The following is an 18,397-nucleotide window of genomic DNA, read 5'->3' on the forward strand; positions in this document are numbered from 1 at the left end:
TTCATCCATAGGCGGTGAGCGAGGTCGAGCGACAGCCTCCTTCGTACACCATCCTTGACGGCCCTGGCTGGCTTCCCCCGTCCAGCCAGGGCTTTTTCCTGCCCTTCCGCCGAAAGTCACCTCCGCCGAGGTGCCCGGTCGGCCGGCAGCGGCTGAAATGGGCTGTGGAGAAAGCACCGCGACCGATCGCCCGGCGAGGAGCACCGCGCCATGACCAAAGCGACCAAACTGCTGACCGCCCTCCCCCCGCCCCAGCGCCGGCGTCTGATGGAGCTGGCCCGGGAGGTCTCCTTCCCGGAGGACGCCCGGATCTTCGAGGCGGGCGGCCACGCCGACCGTTTCTGGGTCGTCCGCTCCGGCGCGGTCTCCCTCGTCCAGCCGGTGACCTCGGTGCAGCGCGTCACCGTCGCGAGCCTCGGCGCCGGTGATCTGCTCGGCTGGTCCTGGCTGTTCCCGCCGTACCGGTGGGACTTCGGCGCCGAGGCGTTCAGCCCGGTCCGCGCCTACGAGTTCGAGGCGCAGCCGGTGCTGAAGCTGTGCGAGGAGGACCCGGCGCTCGGGGTCACCCTCGTACGGATCGTGGCCGAGATCCTCGCCCACCGGCTGGAGATGACCCGCAACCGCCTGCTGGAGCAGTACGGGACCCACCGGCGCCGGGTGCTGTGAGCGGCGCTCGGCGGATCGGTCAGACCCGGTAGCGGCGCAGCGCCGGTACCGCGGCCGCCAGGGCCAGCATCACCGTGACGACCAGCAGGCCGCCGCCCGCGACCGCCGCCCGGGGACCGAACGCGGCGCCCGCGGTGCCGTGCAGGACGTCGGCGAGCCGCGGTCCGCCCGCGACGACGACCGTGAAGACGCCCTGCATCCGGCCGCGCATCTCGTCGGTGGCCGCGGACAGCAGGATCGCCCCGCGGAAGACCATCGAGACCATGTCGGCGACGCCGGCGACGGCCAGGAACAGCACCGCGAGCCACAGGCTCGTGCTCAGCCCGAACCCGGTGATCGCGGCGCCCCAGGCGACGACCGCGCCGATCACCATCCAGCCGTGCCGACGGGCCCGGGAGAACGTTCCGGAGAACAGTCCGCCCAGCACCGCGCCGATGGGGATCGCCGCGAACAGCAGACCGAGGGCGAGCCCTTCGCTGTAGGACGCGTACGTCTCCGCGGCGAGCTGCGGGAACAGGGCGCGGGGCATGCCGAAGACCATCGCGACGACATCCGCGAGGAAGGACAGCAGCAGGACCTTGTGCCCGGCTATGTACCGGAAGCCCTCCGCGATCTCGCGCACCCCGGCCCGCTTGGCCGTGGCGGTCGCGAGCGGCGGCAGCGCGGGCAGCCGGACGACCGCCCACAGCGTCACGCACAGGGCGAGGGCGTCGAGCAGATACAGCTCGGGCAGGCCGATCACCGGGATCAGGGCGCCCGCGAGCAGCGGGCCCGCGACCAGTCCGGTCTGCATGACCGTGGAGCCGAGGGCGTTGGCGGCGGCGAGTTCCTCCGCCGGGACCAGCCGGGCGATCGAGGCGTTGCGGGCGGGCGCGTTGAGGCCGAAGAACGCCTGCTGGGCGGCGAGCAGCACCATCAGCACGGCCACCGAGTCCAGGCCGGAGACGGCCTGGAGCCAGAACAGCACCGAGGTGACGGCGATCCCGGTGTTGGTGATCAGCAGCAGCCTGCGCCGGTCCATGGTGTCGGCGACGGCGCCGCCCCACAGCGCGAACAGCACCATCGGCACCAGCCCGGCGAGGCTGGCGTAGCCGACCCAGGCGGAGGAGCCGGTGATGTCGTAGATCTGCTTGGGCACGGCGACGGCGGTGAGCTGGCTGCCGACGGCCGTCACGATGGTCGAGGACCACAGCCGGCGGTAGGCGGGGCGGCGCAGGGGGCGGGTGTCCATCGCCCAGCGGCGCCAGCCGCGCCGGGCCGCTTCCTGGGGATGCGGGCCGTCGTCGGTACCGGCCTCGGGTGCGGTGCTGCTGCTCTCGCTGGTGTCCACACGCGTCCTGGTTGCTCGTTACATCTTTCGGGTCGGGGGCCACTATTTCAGCAGCACCTGGGGGGACGCGGCCCTTTTGGACGTGCAATCTCAGATCGCGGACTCAGGCGCCCGCGACGAGCAGCACTCCGAGGGTGACCATCGTGGCGGCGACCAGGCCGTCGAGGACACGCCAGGCGGCGGGCCGGGTCAGGAAGCGGCCGAGCAGGCGGGCGCCGAAGCCCAGGGCGGCGAACCAGCACAGACTGGCGAGGGCGGCCCCGAGGCCGAAGGTCCAGCGCAGCGGGCCGCGGTCGGCGGCGATGGAACCGACCAGGAAGACCGTGTCGAGGTAGACGTGCGGGTTGAGCCAGGTGAGGGCGAGGCAGGTGAGCACGGCCCGGCGGCGTGAGCCGGCGGCCTCCCCGTCGGTGCGCAGCGCGTCGGTGCCGGGCCGGATCACCCTGCGGGCCGCCAGCAGTCCGTAGCCGAGCAGGAACGCGCCGCCGACCCACCCGACCACGGTCAGGGCGTCCGGCCAGGCCACCACCAGGGCGCCCACGCCGCCCACCCCGAGGGCGATGAGGACGGCGTCGGACAGGGCGCAGATCCCGACGACGGCCAGGACGGCGTCGCGGCGGATCCCCTGCCGCAGGACGAAGGCGTTCTGGGCGCCGATGGCGACGATGAGCGAGAGACCGGTGCCGAAGCCTGCGGCCGCGGCGGCGAGTGCGGTGGACATGGCCTCCAGGCTAGGGAGGCGATCACCGCACGTACAGCTAAAGATTTTTACGTACCATTAGCGCTCGTGATGACCTCATGATGACCGACCTCCCCCTCGAGCAAGTGCGGACGCTGCTGGCCGTGGTGGACGAGGGCACCTTCGACGCGGCGGCCGCGGTGCTGCATGTGACACCGTCGGCGGTCAGTCAGCGCGTCAAGGCGCTGGAGCAGCGCACGGGCCGGGTCCTGCTGCTGCGCACCAAGCCGGTGCGGCCCACGGAGTCCGGTGAGATCGTCGTCCGGTTCGCCCGGCAGCTCGCCCGGCTGGAACGCGACACGCGGTCCGAGCTGGGCATGAGCGGGGCCGGTGAGCCGACGCGGGTGACGGTCGCGGTGAACGCGGACTCGCTGGCGACCTGGTTCCTGCCCGCCCTGGCCCGGGTGCCGCGGGATCCGCCGCTGTGCTTCGAACTCCACCGGGAGGACGAGACGCGTACGGCGGAACTCCTGCGCGAGGGGCTCGTGATGGCCGCGGTCACCTCGTCGTCGGAGGCGGTGACCGGCTGTTCGGTGCGCGTCCTGGGCACCATGCGCTATCTGGCCGCCGCCAGCCCGGAGTTCGTGGCCCGCCATCTGTCGGACGGGCCCCTGGCCGAGACGCTGGCGCGGGCGCCGGTGATGACCTTCGACCGCAGCGACGATCTCCAGGACGCGTTCGTCCGCAGGCTGCGGCGGGGCGTCGGCGGCGCGGGTCCCCTCCGACACGCCGTGCCGACCTCGGAGGGTTTCGTGGACGCGGTCGCCGCCGGGTTCGGCTGGGGCATGGTCCCCGAGGCGCAGGCGGGCACCCTGCTGGACACCGGCCGTCTGATCCCCCTGGCCCCCGACCGCCCTCTGGACGTACCGCTGTACTGGCAGCAGTGGAAACTCGACTCGCCGGCCCTGGCGGCGGTGGCCGAGGCCGTCGCCGAGGAGGCCACGCAGGCGTTGAGGAGGTGAGGGGCGGACCGGGGCCGGATCAGGTGCCCAGGCCCGCCAAGGTGCCCGCCGCGCTGTCCAGGAGCATCTCCAGGGCCGTCGGGTAGGCGCTGGTGAGCATGTGGGAGGTCAGCAGGGGGGCCGCCTCGGCGATGCGGGGGTGGGTGGTGGCGGGGAGCCGGGCGTAGGTCGAGGCCCACTTGGCGTCGTCGGCGCGCTGGGACGCCCGGGGCAGGGCCAGGGACGCCGCGTCCAGGGCGGCGAAGGCCAGTGTCTGGTCGATGAAGGCGTGGTAGATGCGGACCGTCTCCGGGAGGGGGAAGCCAGCGGTGCGCAGAATGTCCAGGACGGCCTCGTCGGCGGCCAGTTCGTTCGCCCGGCCGGTGACCCGGCTCGCGGTGAGCTGCGCCGCCTGCGGATGGGCGACGTACGCGGCGTGGATGCGCAGCCCGATCGCGTGCAGGTCCGCCCGCCACCGACCCGACGGCGTCCAGCCGCGCAGCGCCTCCCCGATCAGCGCGTCGCCGATGGCCAGGGTCAGCTCGTCCATGCCCCGGAAGTAGCGGTACAGGGTGCTGGGGTCGCAGTCCAGGGCGAGGCCGAGGCGGCGCGCGGTCAGCCCGCTGCTGCCGTGCTCGCGCAGCAGCCGCAGCGCGGCGTCCACGATCAGCCGCTCGGAGAGCACGGTGCCGCTCCTGGTGGGCCGGCGCCGCCGCCGCTTCTCCTCCGGTACGACCGCCTTCGGCATCCTCGTCCGCCTCCTTATGCCAACGCCATTGACCTTACGGCAGGGGAAGGCGTTGTATCGCGGACAGGGCCCCCTTCTTCCGCACACCTCCTTGCGCACCTCTTGCGCACACCTTTCGACCGAGGGAGTTCTCGTCATGCGTGTCCTGCTCGTGGGCGCCGGTGGCGTCGGTACCGCCGTCACCCGGATCGCCGCCCGGCGTCCGTTCCTCGAGGCGATGGTGGTCGCCGACCACGACCCCGCCCGCGCCGCGGCCGCCGTCGCCGCGCTGGACGGCGACGACCGGTTCACCGCCGAGCGCGTCGACGCCGGCGACGAGGAGGCGGTCGCCGCGCTGCTCGCCCGGCACCGCTGCGACGTGCTGCTCAACGCCACCGACCCGCGTTTCGTGATGCCCCTGTTCGGCGCGGCGCGCACCGCCGGGGCCACCTATGTCGACATGGCGATGTCCCTGTCCCGGCCGCACCCCGAGCGGCCCTACGAGGAGTGCGGGGTCAAGCTCGGCGACGCCCAGTTCGCCCGGGCCGACGAGTGGGCGGAGGCGGGCCGCCTCGCCCTGGTCGGCATGGGGGTGGAGCCCGGTCTGTCGGACGTGTTCGCGCGGTACGCCGCCGACGAGCTCTTCGACGAGATCGAGGAGATCGGCATCCGGGACGGCGCCAACCTCACCGTCGACGGCGCCGACTTCGCGCCCTCCTTCAACATCTGGACCACCATCGAGGAGTGTCTGAACCCCCCGGTGGTCTACGAGGCGGACCGCGGCTGGTACACCACCGAGCCCTTCAGCGAGCCGGAGGTGTTCGACTTCCCCGAGGGCATCGGCCCGGTCGAGTGCGTCAACGTGGAGCACGAGGAGGTGCTGCTCGTCCCCCGCTGGGTGGACGCCCGCCGGGTCACCTTCAAGTACGGCCTGGGCCGCGAGTTCGTCGACACGCTGAAGACGCTGCACAGACTGGAGCTGGACCGCACCACGCCGGTCACCGTGCCCAGCGCGGCGGGCCCGGTGCCGGTCTCGCCCCGGGACGTGGTCGCCGCCTGTCTGCCCGACCCGGCGACGCTGGGCGAGCGCATGCACGGCAAGACCTGCGCCGGCACCTGGGTGCGGGGCGTGAAGGACGGCGCGCCGCGCGAGGTGTACCTGTACCACGTGGTCGACAACCAGTGGTCCATGGCCGAGTACGGCAGCCAGGCCGTGGTCTGGCAGACGGCGGTCAACCCGGTCGTCGCCCTGGAACTCCTCGCCACCGGCGCCTGGTCCGGCAAGGGCGTCCTCGGCCCCGAGGCGTTCCCCGCCCGCCCCTTCCTCGACCTGCTGACCGCTTACGGCTCCCCGTGGGGTGTGCGGGAGCAGTGAGCCCGTTCCCGGTCGCGTCCGTTTCACTTCCGCACCGGCGGTGACCCGCCCCGGAGCAACGCGTCAGGAACAGCAGGAAGAGTACGGACGACTTCGAGCGGAGTGACTTCGATGGACGACTGGCGACAGCACGCGGCGTGCCGCCACGAGGACCCCGACCTCTTCTTCCCGATCGGCACCTCGGGACCGTCGCTGCTGCAGACGCAGCAGGCGAAGGCGGTGTGCCACCGCTGCCCGGTGCGCGAGCAGTGCCTGGAGTGGGCGCTGGACACGGACCAGACCCTGGGCGTGTGGGGCGGCACGACCGAGACGGAACGGCGCGCGCTCCGACGGCGCGCCCGGGCCCGCCGGGGTTCATGACCGCCGTAGCGGCCCCCGCCTCGCCGTGTGCCGTTCGCCCTCGGTGCGGGCCTCCTCCGCCCGGTCCTCCGCGGGCACGGTGGCCGCGGGCAGGCGCAGGGTGAAGGTGCTGCCGGTGCCGGGGGTGCTCGCCGCCTCGGCGGTGCCGCCGTGGGCGGCCACCAGCTGCCGGACGATCGCGAGACCGAGACCGCTGCCCCCGGTGCGGCGGCTGCGGGACTTCTCCGCGCGCCAGAACCGGTCGAAGACGTACGGCAGATCCTCGGCCGCGATGCCGGTGCCGGTGTCGCCGACCGTCAGGACCGCCTCGCCGCCGTCCCGCCGGGCGCCGAGCGTGACCGTACCGCCGGGCGGGGTGTGCCGTACGGCGTTGGCGACGAGGTTGCCGAGTGCCTGGCGCAGCCGTACCGGGTCGGCGTCCAGCCAGGGCGTGCCGTCGGTCCCGGTGCGCAGGGTGACGCCGGCGTCCTGGGCGGCGACCCGGTGGGCCGCGGCGACCTGGGCGAGGAGGTCGTCGGCGGGGACGGGTTCGCGGTGCAGGCGCAGGGTGCCGGCGTCCGCCGCGGCGAGGTCGCGCAGGTCGTCGATGACCCGCTGGAGGAGGACGGCCTCCTCGTGCAGGGCACCGAGGAGTGCGGGGTCGGGCTCGACCAGTCCGTCCCGGGTGACCTCCAGCCAGCCCCGGATGTTGGTGAGCGGGCTGCGCAGTTCATGGGCCACGTCGGCGACCAGGGCCTTGCGCTGGGCCTCCAGTTTCTCCCGGCGCTCGGCGAGGTCGTTGAACGCCTCCGCGAGGATGCCGGTCTCGTCGCGGGTGGTGACGGGGACGCGCGCGTGGCTGTCCGGGGGCTGCTGGGCGGCCTCGGTGAGGGCGCGCAGGGGGCGGACCAGCCGTGTGGCGACGACGGCCGAGACGGCGACGGTGAGGGCGAGGACCAGTCCGGCGGTGCCGAAGACCTTCGCCTTGTTGGCCGGTGACATGTTCCAGCGGGGTGTGGCGGGGTTGTCGCCGCCGCCGAGGAAGAGCTGGGCGGTCGGGGCGACGTACGGGTCGAGCTGCGCGATCCGGGCGTCGTCCAGGCATGCCTGCAGGTCGCTCAGCGACTTGGTGCCGTCCACCCGGTCGAGCTCCGAGATCACGGAGGGGGCGAGACCGGCGCCGCCGGTGGCGTGGACGAGCCGGAGCGGCTTGCGGTCGAAGCCCGCCGGGGTGGGACAGTCCGCCTCGGCCCGTTTCTCCAGCGCGCGGAGAGCCTTCTGCTCCGTGGACATCGGTGTGTCGAGCTGACTCTGAACCCCCTGGCACGGGCCGTCGACGGCGGGCGACCGCGAGGAGCCGTCGTCCGCGGTGACCACCGGCCGGCCGCCGGGGGTGTGGGTGAGGGTCGACTCGTAGCCGCGTTGCTCGTAGCAGGTCCGCAGTTGCGCGGCCGCGGCGTCCAGTTCGTGCCGCTCGCCGGAGGTGAGCCGGTAGGGGCCGACCGCGCGCGGGTCGACACCGGTGAGCTGGGCTCCGCGTTCGGTGTAGGTGTCGGTGCTCAGGGGGTCGACGGTGGCGGCGGCGCGGGGCGGCAGCGAGGCGCCCTCGGGGGCGGAGTCGGCGATCGGGGTGCGGTCGGCGGTGGTGAGGGCGATCCGGCGGTCGGTCTTCGCCGACAGGGCCCGCACCTTCGCCTCGACGCCCTTCCAGGTGGGATGGGTGGCGGCGTAGCCGCTCAGCTCGGCGAGGATGTCCATGTCGTCGGCGAGGGCCTGGCCCTGTTCCTCGCGCAGGGCGCGGGTGGTGGTGGCGACGGCGAGCCAGGCGGTGGCGGCGACGGAACACACCGCGATCAGCACGGAGGTGAACAGCAGCCGCACCAGCAGCCGTTTGCGCAGGGGGATGCGGGTCACGGGCGGGTTCCGCTCAGTTTGTAGCCGACGCCGAACACGGTCACCAGGCGTACGGGTCTGCGCGGGTTCGCCTCGATCTTGCGGCGCAGGTTCATGATGTGCACGTCGATGGCCCGTTCGGTGGAGGAGCGGTCGAAACCGCGGGTGCACTGGAGCAACTGCCGCCGGGAGAAGACCCGTTCCGGCTCGCCGGCGAGGGCGAGCAGGATGTGGAACTCGGCCGGGGTGCACTCCACGGGCACCCCGTCGCACGTCACCTCGTGCCGTACCGGGTCGACGGCGATCCCGCCCGCGCGCACCGCCGGCTCCTCGCGCTGTGCGGCGGTCCGCCCGCTGCGCCGCAGCACGGTGCGGATCCGGGCCATCAGCTCACGTGGGCTGTACGGCTTGGTCATGTAGTCGTCGGCGCCGACCTCCAGACCGAACAGGAGGTCCTCCTCGGCGGCGCGGGCGGTGAGCATCAGCACGGGGACGTCGTTCTCCAGGCGCAGCATCCGGCACACCGAGAACCCGTCCAGGACCGGCAGCATCAGATCGAGGACGACCAGGTCGGGGCCGAGCCTGCGGGCCGCCTCGACGGCGGCCGGTCCGTCGTGGACGACGGTGGCCGTGTGGCCCTCGGCGAGCAGGGAGCGTCTGATCAGCTCGGCCTGCATCGTGTCGTCCTCGGCGACGAGTACATGTGCGCACACGCGGTGAACGGCCCTTTCTCAGCGGGCGAGCCAGGTCTGGTCGCCCATGACGACGACGGGGTGCAGGGCGGGGTCGAGGGTGCCGAGCAGGTCCTTCATGTGCTGCTCGGAGATGCTCACGCAGCCGTGGGTGGGGCCGCCGTGGTCGACGTGGATCCAGATCCCTCCTCCGCGTCCCGTGCCGAGCGGACGGGTCGGGTCGAGCGGTGAAGTACCGGGCCGGCGGTTGTAGTTGATGGCGACAACGTAATCGAAGGATCCCTCCAGCGGCTCGCCCTCGAACCCGGCGCCGGACACGACGAAGCTGCTGTTGCGGTGGTACGGGAGCTTCGTCCCGGGATCGGCCAGGCGGCCGCCGGCGTCGGTGAGGCCGTAGACGCCGACGGGTGAGCGCAGATCGCCGGCCATGTGGTGCTCGCTCCAGCCGTCCCGCGCGTTGTGGGCGGGCCAGCTCGCTCCGGCCCGCCAGCCGGTCGGGGTGCGCCGGTACAGGACGACCGTGGAGAGCGGGGAGTTCTCGTCGCGCCCGGTGACGACGACGACCTGCTCCGCGTCGGCCGGTACGGCGGCCAGGGTCTTCGGCCCGAGGCCGGGTATCCGCGTCGGCTCGGCCTCCGCGGTGGAGGCGGGGGCGTCGGCGCCGGCGACGGGCGCGGGGGCGTCGGCCTGGACGGTGGTGGCCCTGGGCTTGGCGGGCGTGGTGGAGGCCGCGACGCCGCCGCCGCATCCGGTGAGCAGGAGGGATGCGGCGAGCAGCGCCACGCCGGGTCGGTGGGTGATCATGGGTCGACCTTGTCCGACGGTTGTTTGGAACTCGTGAGTTCCTCGCGCCCGTTCGGCTACGGGAGGCTGGGCTTGCCCGGTGTGTACAGCCATGTGGTGAACAGCCGGTGGAGGTTCCTGCCCGACTCCCGCTCCGCCAGTCGCTCGAACTGGGCGGTGGTGCCGTGGCCGTGGCGGTGCTGCTGGGCCCAGGCGCGCAGGATGCGCAGGAACGCCCGGTCGCCGACGGCGTTGCGCAGGACCTGCAGGGTCATCGCGCCGCGGGCGTAGACAGGGGTGCCGAAGATGTTGGCGCCGCTGCCGGGGTCGCCGGGCGGGAACGCCCAGACGCTGTCGGTGGCGGGCTTGGCGTACAGGGCGTCGAAGGACTTCTGGGCGCTGTCGCCGCCGTGCTGCTCGGAGTACAGCCACTCGGCGTAGGTGGCGAAGCCCTCGTTGAGCCAGATGTCCTTCCAGGACGTCAGGGAGACCGAGTCGCCGAACCACTGATGGGCGTTCTCGTGGACGAGGGTGCTCAGGTCGGGGGCGCTGTCGTACACCGGCCTGGTCTGGGTCTCCAGGGCGTAGCCGACGTTGGGGGCGTGGTCGACGAGGGAGCCGGCGGCGCGGTACGGGTAGGGCCCGAACAGCCCGCTCTCCCACTCCAGCACGGACGGCAGCTTCTTGAGCACGGGCGCGGCGGCGTTCGCCTCGCGCGGGTCGACGGCGTCGTACACCTTGATGCCGTCGCGGGTCGTGTACTGCTTGACCTGGAAGTTCCCCACGGTCGCGGTGGCGAGGTAGGCGGCCATGGGTTCCTTCTGCCGCCAGCGGAAGGTGGTCCTGCCGTGGTGCGTGCTCTGTCCGAGCAGGACGCCGTTGGAGACGGCGGTGCGGCCCTGGGGGACGGTGATCGTGATGTCGTACGACGCCTTGTCGAGCGGGTGGTTGTTGGCGGGGAACCAGGTCATGGCGCCCTGCGGTTCCCCGGCGACGAAGGCGCCGTCGTCGGTGGGGATCCAGCCGTCGAGGGAGCCGTCGGGGTCGGTGACGGGGCCGGGCCTGCCCTCGTAGGTGACGGTCACCCGGAAGGTCTGTCCCTTGCGCAGGGGGCGGGCGGGGGTGACGACGAGTTCCTGGCCGTCGCGCCGGTGGGCGGCGGTGCGGCCCTCGACCGTCAGGCCGGTGATCTTCAGGCCCTTGAGGTCGAGGTCGAAGCGGGTGAGGCGCTGGGTGGCGCGGGCGGTGAGGACCGCCTTGCCGGTGAGATGGCGGCTGCTCGGGTCGTAACCGAGCGTCAGACCGTAGTGGGAGACGTGGTAGCCGCCGTTCCCGGCGAGCGGGAAGTACGGGTCGCCGACGCCGGGGGCGCCCACCGAACCGGCCGCGGTGGCGGGACCGGCCGCCGTCAACAGGGCCGCCACGGCGACCGGGACGGTGGCGACGACGGCTTCGCGCCGCAGCAGGGCGGGGCGTCTGCGGGGATGAGTCACGTGCGCTCCTTGGGGGGTGGCGGGTGATCAAACGCCCATCAGACTAGGCAACTCGCCGCCAGGATTCCCCCTCCTCCAGGTCAAGCCGCGCGGCGTCGGGGGACGACCGCGGGCAGGCCCTACGCTCGGGCGGCATGACTGTCCGTGTACGCCGTGTCTACGAACCGCCCGAGCCCGAGGACGGGGTGCGTGTCCTCGTCGACCGGCTGTGGCCGCGCGGCCTGGCCAAGGACGTGGCCAGGATCGACGAATGGCCCAAGGCGATGACCCCCTCGACGGAGCTGCGTCGCTGGTACCACACCGGCGAGGCGTCGTACGAGGAGTTCTCCCGCCGCTACGAGGCGGAGCTGGCCGCCCCCGAGGCGGCCGAACTCCTCGACCACGTCCGTGCGTTGGTCCGGGAGGGGCCGGTGACCCTGCTGACGGCCGCGAAGTCCCCCGAGGAGAGCCACGCGGCCGTGCTGCTGGGGCTGCTGGGCTGACGGCGGGTCAGCCGGTCTGCCGTGCCGCCGCCCGGCCCGCCGCGCGGCCCGAGAACAGGCAGCCGCCGAGGAAGGTGCCTTCGAGGGCGTTGTAGCCGTGGACTCCGCCGCCGCCGAAGCCTGCGACCTCGCCGGCCGCGTACAGGCCCTCGATCGGCCGGCCGTCGGCGCCGAGGGCCCGGGAGTCGAGGTCGGTCTGGATGCCGCCGAGCGTCTTGCGGGTGAGGACGTGCAGCTTGACGGCGATCAGCGGGCCGGCCTCGGGGTCGAGGATGCGGTGCGGGGTGGCGACCCGGCCGAGGCGGTCGCCGATGTAGCGGCGGGCGTTGCGGATGCCCTGCACCTGGGCGTCCTTGCTGTAGGGGTTGTCGATCTGCAGGTCGCGGGCGCGGATCTGGCGGCGCAGTCCGTCGGCGTCGAGCAGCGGCTTGTCGGTGAGGGCGTTCATCTTCTCGACGAGCCGGTCGAGGGTGTCGGCGACGACGAAGTCCGCGCCGTGGTCGAGGAACGCCTGCACGGGGGCGGGGGCGCCCTTGCCGAGCAGCCGGTCGCGCAGGACCGCGCGGCGGTCCTTGGCGGTGATGTCGGGGTTCTGCTCGGAGCCGGAGAGCGCGAACTCCTTCTCGACGATCTTCTGGCTGAGGACGAACCAGGAGTGGTCGTGTCCGGCGATGTCCTCGGTGGTGCGCAGGTGCTTGAGGGTGTTGAGGGTGTCGTAGCCCGGCAGGCAGGGGTCGGGCAGCCGGCGGCCGAGCGCGTCGAACCACATCGAGGACGGGCCGGGCAGGATGCGGATGCCGTGGCCGGGCCAGATGGAGTCCCAGTTCTGGATGCCCTCGGTGTAGTGCCACATGCGGTCGCGGTTGACGAGACGGACGCCGGCCTCGGCGCTGATGTCGAGCATGCGGCCGTCGACGTAGGCGGGCACGCCGGTGACCATCTCGGCGGGCGGGGTGCCCAGGCGCTCGGGCCAGTAGCGGCGCACGATCTCGTGGTTGGCGCCGATGCCGCCGCTGGTGACGACGACGGCCTGGGCGGTCAGCTCGAACGCGCCGATCGCGTCACGGTTGGAGGCGACGCCGCGCGCGGAGTCGTCGGGCGCGAGGACCGTGCCGCGTACACCGCGGGCGGCGCCGTCCGTCACGACCAGTTCGTCGACGCGGTGGCGGTGGTGGAAGGTCAGCAGACCGTCCTTCGCGGCCTGCTTGGCGTAGCGGGCGAACGGCTCGACGACGCCGGTTCCGGTGCCCCAGGCGACATGGAAGCGGGGGACGGAGTTGCCGTGTCCGTCGGCGCGCAGGTCGCCGCGCTCGGCCCAGCCGACGGTGGGCAGCAGGCTGATGCCGTGCCCGGTCAGCCAGGTCCGCTTCTCCCCCGCCGCCCATTCGACGTAGGCGCGGGCCCAGCGCACCGCCCAGGAGTCCTCGTCCTCGGTCCGGTCGAACTGCGCGCTGCCCTGCCAGTCGTTCCAGGCGAGGTCGAGGGAGTCCTTGATGCCGAGGCGGCGCTGTTCCGGGGAGTCGACGAGGAACAGTCCGCCGAAGGACCAGAACGCCTGGCCGCCGAGGTTGGCGGCGTTCTCCTGGTCGACCAGGGCGACTCGTCTGCCCCTGCTGGTGAGTTCGTGCGCCGCGACGAGGCCCGCGAGGCCCGCTCCGACGACGATGACGTCCGCGTCCATGGCGACCGTTGCCCTTCTCTCTGACGGGGAAGCTGCGATGGGATGCTGTTCGGGGGTGCTATTGGGGGGCGCTGCCGTCGGTCAGCAGCGCGGTGAGCAGTTGTTTGAGCCAGGCGCGGGCGGTGTCCACGTCCTTGTCCAGCAGCAGTTGGGTGGTGACGCCGTCGTACGCGGCGACGACCGCGTGGGCGGCGGAGTCGGCGTCGCCGAGGACGGCGGGCAGCGGGATGTGGCCGCGGGCGCGGGCGAGCCGGTCGGCGATCGCGCGGCGCAGCCGGGCCCGGTGTTCCAGGAGGGTCTGGGCGACGGCCGGGTCGCGGGCCGCGTGCACCAGGAAGTCCGTCTTCACCAGCAGCCAGTCGAGGTCGAGGAGCAGCACCTCGGTGACCCGGTCCACGGAGGCCGGTACGTCGAGGTCGGGGCCGTCGCCGGCGAGGGCGTCGGCGACCTGCTGGGCGATCAGGTCGGCGCGTTCCCGGTAGAGCGCGAAGAACAGCTCGTCCAGGGTCGCGAAGTTGGAGTAGAAGGCGCCCCTGCTGTAGCCGGCGGCCTCGCAGACCTCCTCGATGGAGACCCGGCCGAAGCCCTTGGCGGCGAACACGGCGAACGCGGCGTCGAGCAGGTTGGCCCGGGTGCGCACCCGGCGCCGGGTGACCCGGCCGGTCGCCCGTTCGTTCTGTTCCGTCGCCACCGTCGGACCTCCGTTCGATACGCGAATGTATCGGATGCATTCATGTATCGAAAGGGTTCGTACGCGATCGGTGACCTGCCGCACCGCCGGGCCGCTCAGGCCCGCGTCGGCGAGGTGACCCGGCAGGGCGCCGACGGCCTTCGTGGACGGCGGGGCGCCGAAGACGGCGGGGCCGAGGGCGGCGCCGACCCGAACGAAGGCGTGGGTACCGCCTGATCCTCAGTGATACCTGATGTGTTTTTGATGTGTATTTCAGCCTTGAATGACGGGTTCGGCCTCGCAAGACTGGCCGCAGAGCGAGGCTGCGAAAGGACCCGCGATGTTCCCCACCCCTGTGCGCTCCCGGACCTGGCTGACCGAGGAGGACTGTGATCTCGACGCGTTCCGCTCGCTCGTGGAGCAGCGCACCGACCCCGCCGACCACCCCTCGGCCCTGCGGATCGAACAGAACGTCCCGCTCTACGACAGCGCCCGGCTGCGGGACCTGGCCGCCACCGCCGACGGCCGCCGCGAGGCGCAGAGCGAACTGGTGCGGTGCCTGCTGGACGGCCCCGGTGTCGTGGTCCTCAAGGGCGCCTTCACCGATCCGGCCGTCGTCGACCGGGCGTCGGAGGCGTTCCGGACGCTGATCGCGGAGGAGCGCGCCTCGGGCACGGCCCGCGGAGACCACTTCGCCAGGCCCGGCGCGAACGACCGGGTGTGGAACGCGCTGGAGAAGATGGCCGTGCGGGCGCCGGAGGTGTTCGCGGACTACTACGCCAACGACCTGCTGGAGCTGATCGCCGAGGCCTGGCTCGGCCCCGCCTATCAGGTGACCTCGCAGGTCAACGTGGTCAACCCGGGTGGTGCGGCGCAGAGCCCGCACCGCGACTACCACCTCGGCTTCCTGTCCCGGGCGCAGGCCGCCGCGTACCCGGCGCAGGTGCACCGGCTGTCGCCCGTGCTGACCCTCCAGGGCGCGGTCGCCCACTGCGACATGCCCGTGGAGTCCGGTCCCACCCTGTACCTGCCGCATTCGCAGAAGTTCGAGCCCGGCTACCTCGCCTGGCGGCTGCCGCGGTTCATCGAGTACTTCGACGCCCACCGCGTCCAGCTTCCGCTGGAGAAGGGGGACGCGGCCTTCTTCAACCCGGCGCTGTTCCACGCGGCCGGGCACAACGTCTCCTCCGGCATCCGGCGGATGGCCAATCTGCTGCAGATCTCCTCCGCGTTCGGCCGCGCGATGGAGACCGTCGACCGGGAGGCCATGGCGAACGCGGTGTTCCCGGTGCTGCGGGAGCGCAGGGCCGAGGGGGCCGCCGAGGAATGGCTGCGGCGCGTGGTCGCCGCCACCGCCGAGGGCTACCCGTTCCCCACCGATCTCGACCTCGACCCGCCGGTCGACGGCCTCGCCCCGCCCTCCCAGGCGGACACCCTCTGGCAGGCGGTCACCGAGGGCTGGGAGCCGGAGCGGCTGCGGCGCGAACTGGCGGCGGGCGCGGCGCGGCGCAGGAGCTGAACCGGCGTGCGCCAAGGGCCCCGCCGCGAGCGCCCCGGTGCACCGGGCACCGCCCACGAACAAGGCGACGGGGCGGCCCGACCGGGCCACGTGGTCAGGGCGTCGGAAGGCCTGCCGGGTGGGCCGGGCGGCCCAGGCGCACCGGTACGCCGGGGGAGTACAGGACACTGACCGGGGCGTCGCGCGGCGCGGGCAGGCCCGCCGCGGCGATCAGGTTCTCCTCGCACGTGATCAGCTCGGCGCGGTGCAGGGGCCAGCGCGGATGGTGGTTGGGCAGATAGGCGGCCCCGCCGAAAAAGGCGTTGTGCATCCCCCACCGGGCGGTGAGGAAGTGCTCGAGGCCGGTCGGCTCCTCGACGGGCGCGCCGGGGCGCACCGTGATCCGGCTGTACGCCCCACGCGGACCGGGCCAGCGGCGCCGGCTGCGGTACGTGACGGTGTCGCCGTCGGTGCGCACGCTCATCCGGGACCACAGATACGGCAGCCGGAAGCCGGCCCGCCCCATCGCCACCGGGATCAGCCGCGCCGCGTCCATCGACCGGAAGACCACGCCGCGCCGTCCGTGCGCGTCGAGCGAGTACAGCCGGACGTTGGTCTCCGGGAAGGATCCGAGATACGGCACCCCGGGCAGCCGGAACCAGCCGACCCGGTGCATCCGGAAGGCGACGAGTCCGACGTACGAGCTTCCCTCGTGGGTGTCGGGGACGGTGCCGCGCGGCAGCAGCCCCGCCACGGTCCGCGGGGCGACGGCCCAGTGGAGGAAGCACAGGTCGAGCCACTGCTGGGTGAGCAGCGGGAAGGTGATGCGGCCGGGGGCGTCGGGGGTGACCGGGGCTGGCTCGTGCACGGCGCCAGCATGCCAGGCTCAGCGCTCGTGGTCCGGTGTCTTCGGCGTCCGGGCGGGCGGAGCCTCGCCCGCCGTGAGGTGTTCCAGCACCTCGACCAGTTCCTGGCAGGCCCGTTCCACCGAGCGCCGGGTGTTGCGCTGTTCCATGATCACGGCCGACAGGAGGAGGGCGGTCAGGGCCATCGTGCCGTTGAAGGCCTGGAGTTTGATCATCACCTCGACGCGGCTGAGGCGGGCGAACGGCCCGGTGCGGTCCGTCGCGGCGACGGTCGCCATGACGGAGGTGAACAGCGCGCACAGCATGCTGCCGGCCAGCAGGAAGCGCAGGGCGGCCCAGATCAGCAGCGGATAGACGAGGAAGAGCAGGCTGACCTCGCTGCGGGTGGCCAGCGGGACGAGGGCGAGGCAGATCACCGCGAGGCCCGCGGCCTCCTTCCAGCGGGTCAGCAGCAGGGGGCGGCGGGCCGTCCGGAGGAGGAGCAGGACGGGTGTGACGATCAGGACGCCCATCGCGTCCCCCACCCACCATCCCAGCCAGACCGGCCAGAAGGAATCCGGGTCGATCCTGCCGATGAGGGTCAGCAGGCCCACGCCGACGCTCGCGCTCAGCAGCATCGAGGTGAGCGCGGCCAGGAAGACCAGGGCGAGGCCATCGCGCAAGCGGGCGAGGTCGGTGCGGAAGCCGACCTTGCGCAGCAGGAGGTAGGCGCACACGGGGGCGGCCGTGTTGCCGGCCACGTTGACGAGCGCGACGGGGCGCAGGGTGGTGATGGACACGATGACGAGAAGGACGCCGAGGGCGATGCCCGGCCAGGCGCGCACGCCGAGGATCAGCAGGGAGGCGACCGCGACGCCGGTGGGCGGCCAGATGGGGGTGAACACGGCGCCCTCGACGACGAGCTGGCGCATGAGCCCGAGCCGTCCGGCCCCGTAGTAGCAGACGGCGACCGTGAGCACCTGGACGGCGTAGATCGCCGTCCGGCGCGGATCGAGGTCCCGGATACCCACCACAGCAGCCATCAGACACCGTCCGGGCGCGCTCGGCGAGGTGAGGAGGGAGCCGTCCGGGCTCTACGGCTGCATCCGGGGGAGGTCCGTGAGGAGCCCGTCGTGGCCGACCACCAGCACCGCCGCGTCGTCCTCGTGTCCGGAGCGTTCGGCGCCCCTGATCACGGCGGAGGCGAGGGCCCCGGCCTCCAGGCCGGCCACCGCGGCGACGCCGGCGAGGCGTACGACCTGGTCCAGGCCCTCCTCGACGCTGAGGCGGGGGCCCTCGACGACACCGTCGGTGAGCAGGACGAAGACCCCGCCCTGGGTGAGGCGGTAGCGGGTGACCGGGTAGTCGATGCCGGCGGCGACACCGAGGGGCGGTCCGCCCTCGTCCTCGGCTATGCCCGACTTGCCGTCCGCCGTCGCCCAGACGCAGGGGATGTGTCCGGCCCGGGCGCTCTCCAGAACCCCGCCGGCCGGGTCGAGCCGCATGAAGGTGCAGGTGGCGAAGAGATCGCCGCCCAGGGAGAGCAGGAGGTCGTTGGTACGGGCGAGGAGCTCGCCGGGCTCCCCGGTGACGGAGGCGAGCGCCCGCAGCCCGACCCTGACCTGTCCCATGAACGCGGTCGCCTCGATGTTGTGGCCCTGGACGTCGCCGATCGACAGGCCTATGCGGCCGTCGGGCAGGGTGAAGGCGTCGTACCAGTCGCCGCCGACGTTGAGGCCGGAGCAGGCGGGTGCGTACTGGACGGCCAGCCGGAACCCCGGGGCGACGGGCAGGTCCCTGGGCAGCATGCCGCGCTGCAGGGCGAGGGCCAGCTCGACGCGGGAGCGTTGCAGTTCCGCGCGCTCGCGCGCCTGGGCGGTCAGCGAGCCGAGCCGCGCCAGCAGCTCGTCGCCTTCGTCCGGGGGACGCTTGCGGGACATCGATCTACCTCGCATTTTACGTTGAGGGGATCATATCCGGACGTAACGGATTCCGCCCGGACGCCTCATGCCCGCCCCGGCGAACCCCACCCGCACGATGAACGCCCCGGCCGACCTGCCCCGCCAACTCCCGCTCATGTCCACCCTGGTGATGGCGTGTCAGACAACGGCCGTTCTGTACCGCTCCGCGGGCACGACGGATCGGTGTTCGGCGCCGGGGCGATCGCGCTGACCAGCCGGAACGGGCAGCGTCGGATCGCCCTCGGGTGTGGAACGTCACGACATACCAGCGGCTCGCCGCCG

At 72.9% G+C, this 18,397-nt stretch carries 19 protein-coding genes; 7 read left to right on the forward strand and 12 right to left on the reverse strand.

Annotated elements, in window-relative coordinates; genetic code table 11:
* The first annotated feature begins 210 nt into the window (after positions 1-210).
* Positions 211-666, forward strand: a complete 456-nt coding sequence (locus tag OG852_RS05440) for a cyclic nucleotide-binding domain-containing protein (protein WP_133918069.1) — start codon at positions 211-213, stop codon at positions 664-666.
* 19 nt (positions 667-685) lie between these two features.
* Here the strand turns inward: OG852_RS05440 and OG852_RS05445 are convergent, their stop codons facing one another.
* Positions 686-1,996 (reverse strand): MFS transporter, encoded by a 1,311-nt coding sequence (locus tag OG852_RS05445; protein ID WP_330347238.1) that lies wholly within the window; start codon positions 1,994-1,996, stop codon positions 686-688.
* 103 nt (positions 1,997-2,099) lie between these two features.
* On the reverse strand, positions 2,100-2,717 hold the full coding sequence (locus tag OG852_RS05450; protein WP_330347239.1) for a LysE/ArgO family amino acid transporter: 618 nt from the start codon (positions 2,715-2,717) through the stop codon (positions 2,100-2,102).
* Positions 2,718-2,794: 77 nt separating this feature from the next.
* Here OG852_RS05450 and OG852_RS05455 point away from each other — a divergent pair, with 77 nt between their 5' ends.
* Positions 2,795-3,697, forward strand: a complete 903-nt coding sequence (locus OG852_RS05455; RefSeq protein ID WP_133918072.1) for a LysR family transcriptional regulator ArgP — start codon at positions 2,795-2,797, stop codon at positions 3,695-3,697.
* Between the two features lie 19 nt (positions 3,698-3,716).
* Here OG852_RS05455 and OG852_RS05460 read toward each other — a convergent pair whose 3' ends face one another.
* A complete protein-coding gene (locus OG852_RS05460; protein ID WP_133918073.1) occupies positions 3,717-4,424 on the reverse strand; it encodes a TetR/AcrR family transcriptional regulator in 708 nt (235 codons plus the stop codon).
* A gap of 136 nt (positions 4,425-4,560) precedes the next feature.
* Here OG852_RS05460 and OG852_RS05465 point away from each other — a divergent pair, with 136 nt between their 5' ends.
* Together OG852_RS05465 and OG852_RS05470 are read left to right on the forward strand one after the other, a co-directional pair.
* Positions 4,561-5,778: a saccharopine dehydrogenase family protein gene (locus OG852_RS05465; RefSeq protein ID WP_330347240.1), complete on the forward strand. Its 1,218-nt coding sequence runs from the start codon at positions 4,561-4,563 to the stop codon at positions 5,776-5,778.
* 111 nt (positions 5,779-5,889) lie between these two features.
* Complete coding sequence (locus OG852_RS05470) at positions 5,890-6,138, forward strand: WhiB family transcriptional regulator (RefSeq protein ID WP_133918075.1); 249 nt, start codon at positions 5,890-5,892, stop codon at positions 6,136-6,138.
* Here OG852_RS05470 and OG852_RS05475 read toward each other — a convergent pair.
* The 4 genes from OG852_RS05475 to OG852_RS05490 are packed head-to-tail and all read right to left on the reverse strand — an operon-like array spanning position 6,133 to position 10,978.
* Positions 6,133-8,031 (reverse strand): sensor histidine kinase, encoded by a 1,899-nt coding sequence (locus tag OG852_RS05475; protein ID WP_330347241.1) that lies wholly within the window; start codon positions 8,029-8,031, stop codon positions 6,133-6,135. The genes OG852_RS05470 and OG852_RS05475 overlap by 6 nt on opposite strands.
* Positions 8,028-8,723, reverse strand: a complete 696-nt coding sequence (locus OG852_RS05480; protein WP_133918076.1) for a response regulator — start codon at positions 8,721-8,723, stop codon at positions 8,028-8,030. The genes OG852_RS05475 and OG852_RS05480 overlap by 4 nt, the downstream gene beginning before the upstream one ends.
* Before the next feature lie 18 nt (positions 8,724-8,741).
* Positions 8,742-9,506, reverse strand: a complete 765-nt coding sequence (locus OG852_RS05485) for a L,D-transpeptidase family protein (protein WP_330347242.1) — start codon at positions 9,504-9,506, stop codon at positions 8,742-8,744.
* Positions 9,507-9,562: 56 nt separating this feature from the next.
* Entirely contained in the window at positions 9,563-10,978 is a 1,416-nt protein-coding gene (locus tag OG852_RS05490; RefSeq protein ID WP_133918078.1) for a M1 family metallopeptidase, read from the reverse strand.
* Between the two features lie 134 nt (positions 10,979-11,112).
* Here OG852_RS05490 and OG852_RS05495 point away from each other — a divergent pair, with 134 nt between their 5' ends.
* On the forward strand, positions 11,113-11,460 hold the full coding sequence (locus tag OG852_RS05495; RefSeq protein WP_133918079.1) for a DUF488 domain-containing protein: 348 nt from the start codon (positions 11,113-11,115) through the stop codon (positions 11,458-11,460).
* A gap of 7 nt (positions 11,461-11,467) precedes the next feature.
* Here the strand turns inward: OG852_RS05495 and OG852_RS05500 are convergent, their stop codons facing one another.
* Positions 11,468-13,141, reverse strand: a complete 1,674-nt coding sequence (locus OG852_RS05500; protein WP_133918080.1) for an FAD-binding dehydrogenase — start codon at positions 13,139-13,141, stop codon at positions 11,468-11,470.
* 58 nt (positions 13,142-13,199) lie between these two features.
* The gene (locus OG852_RS05505) at positions 13,200-13,832 is read right to left on the reverse strand and encodes a TetR/AcrR family transcriptional regulator (protein WP_133918081.1); all 633 of its coding nucleotides are present in this window, start codon (positions 13,830-13,832) and stop codon (positions 13,200-13,202) included.
* A 42-nt stretch (positions 13,833-13,874) separates the two neighbouring features.
* Here OG852_RS05505 and OG852_RS05510 point away from each other — a divergent pair, with 42 nt between their 5' ends.
* Positions 13,875-14,048, forward strand: coding sequence for a hypothetical protein (locus OG852_RS05510; RefSeq protein ID WP_330347243.1), 174 nt, complete (start codon positions 13,875-13,877; stop codon positions 14,046-14,048).
* A gap of 103 nt (positions 14,049-14,151) precedes the next feature.
* On the forward strand, positions 14,152-15,330 hold the full coding sequence (locus tag OG852_RS05515) for a phytanoyl-CoA dioxygenase family protein (RefSeq protein ID WP_330347244.1): 1,179 nt from the start codon (positions 14,152-14,154) through the stop codon (positions 15,328-15,330).
* Positions 15,331-15,424: 94 nt separating this feature from the next.
* Here OG852_RS05515 and OG852_RS05520 read toward each other — a convergent pair whose 3' ends face one another.
* From OG852_RS05520 to OG852_RS05530, 3 genes are read right to left on the reverse strand one after another with little or no spacing between them, the layout of a single operon-like run.
* Positions 15,425-16,177 (reverse strand): YqjF family protein, encoded by a 753-nt coding sequence (locus OG852_RS05520; protein ID WP_133916035.1) that lies wholly within the window; start codon positions 16,175-16,177, stop codon positions 15,425-15,427.
* A gap of 18 nt (positions 16,178-16,195) precedes the next feature.
* Positions 16,196-17,197 carry an MASE1 domain-containing protein gene (locus OG852_RS05525; protein WP_330347245.1) on the reverse strand — a complete coding sequence of 334 codons (1,002 nt, stop codon included), beginning with the start codon at positions 17,195-17,197 and terminating at the stop codon, positions 16,196-16,198.
* A gap of 51 nt (positions 17,198-17,248) precedes the next feature.
* Entirely contained in the window at positions 17,249-18,094 is an 846-nt protein-coding gene (locus tag OG852_RS05530; RefSeq protein WP_133916033.1) for a PP2C family protein-serine/threonine phosphatase, read from the reverse strand.
* Positions 18,095-18,397: the final 303 nt, after the last annotated feature.

The organism is Streptomyces sp. NBC_00582, assembly GCF_036345155.1.
Classification (GTDB): Bacteria; Actinomycetota; Actinomycetes; order Streptomycetales; family Streptomycetaceae; genus Streptomyces.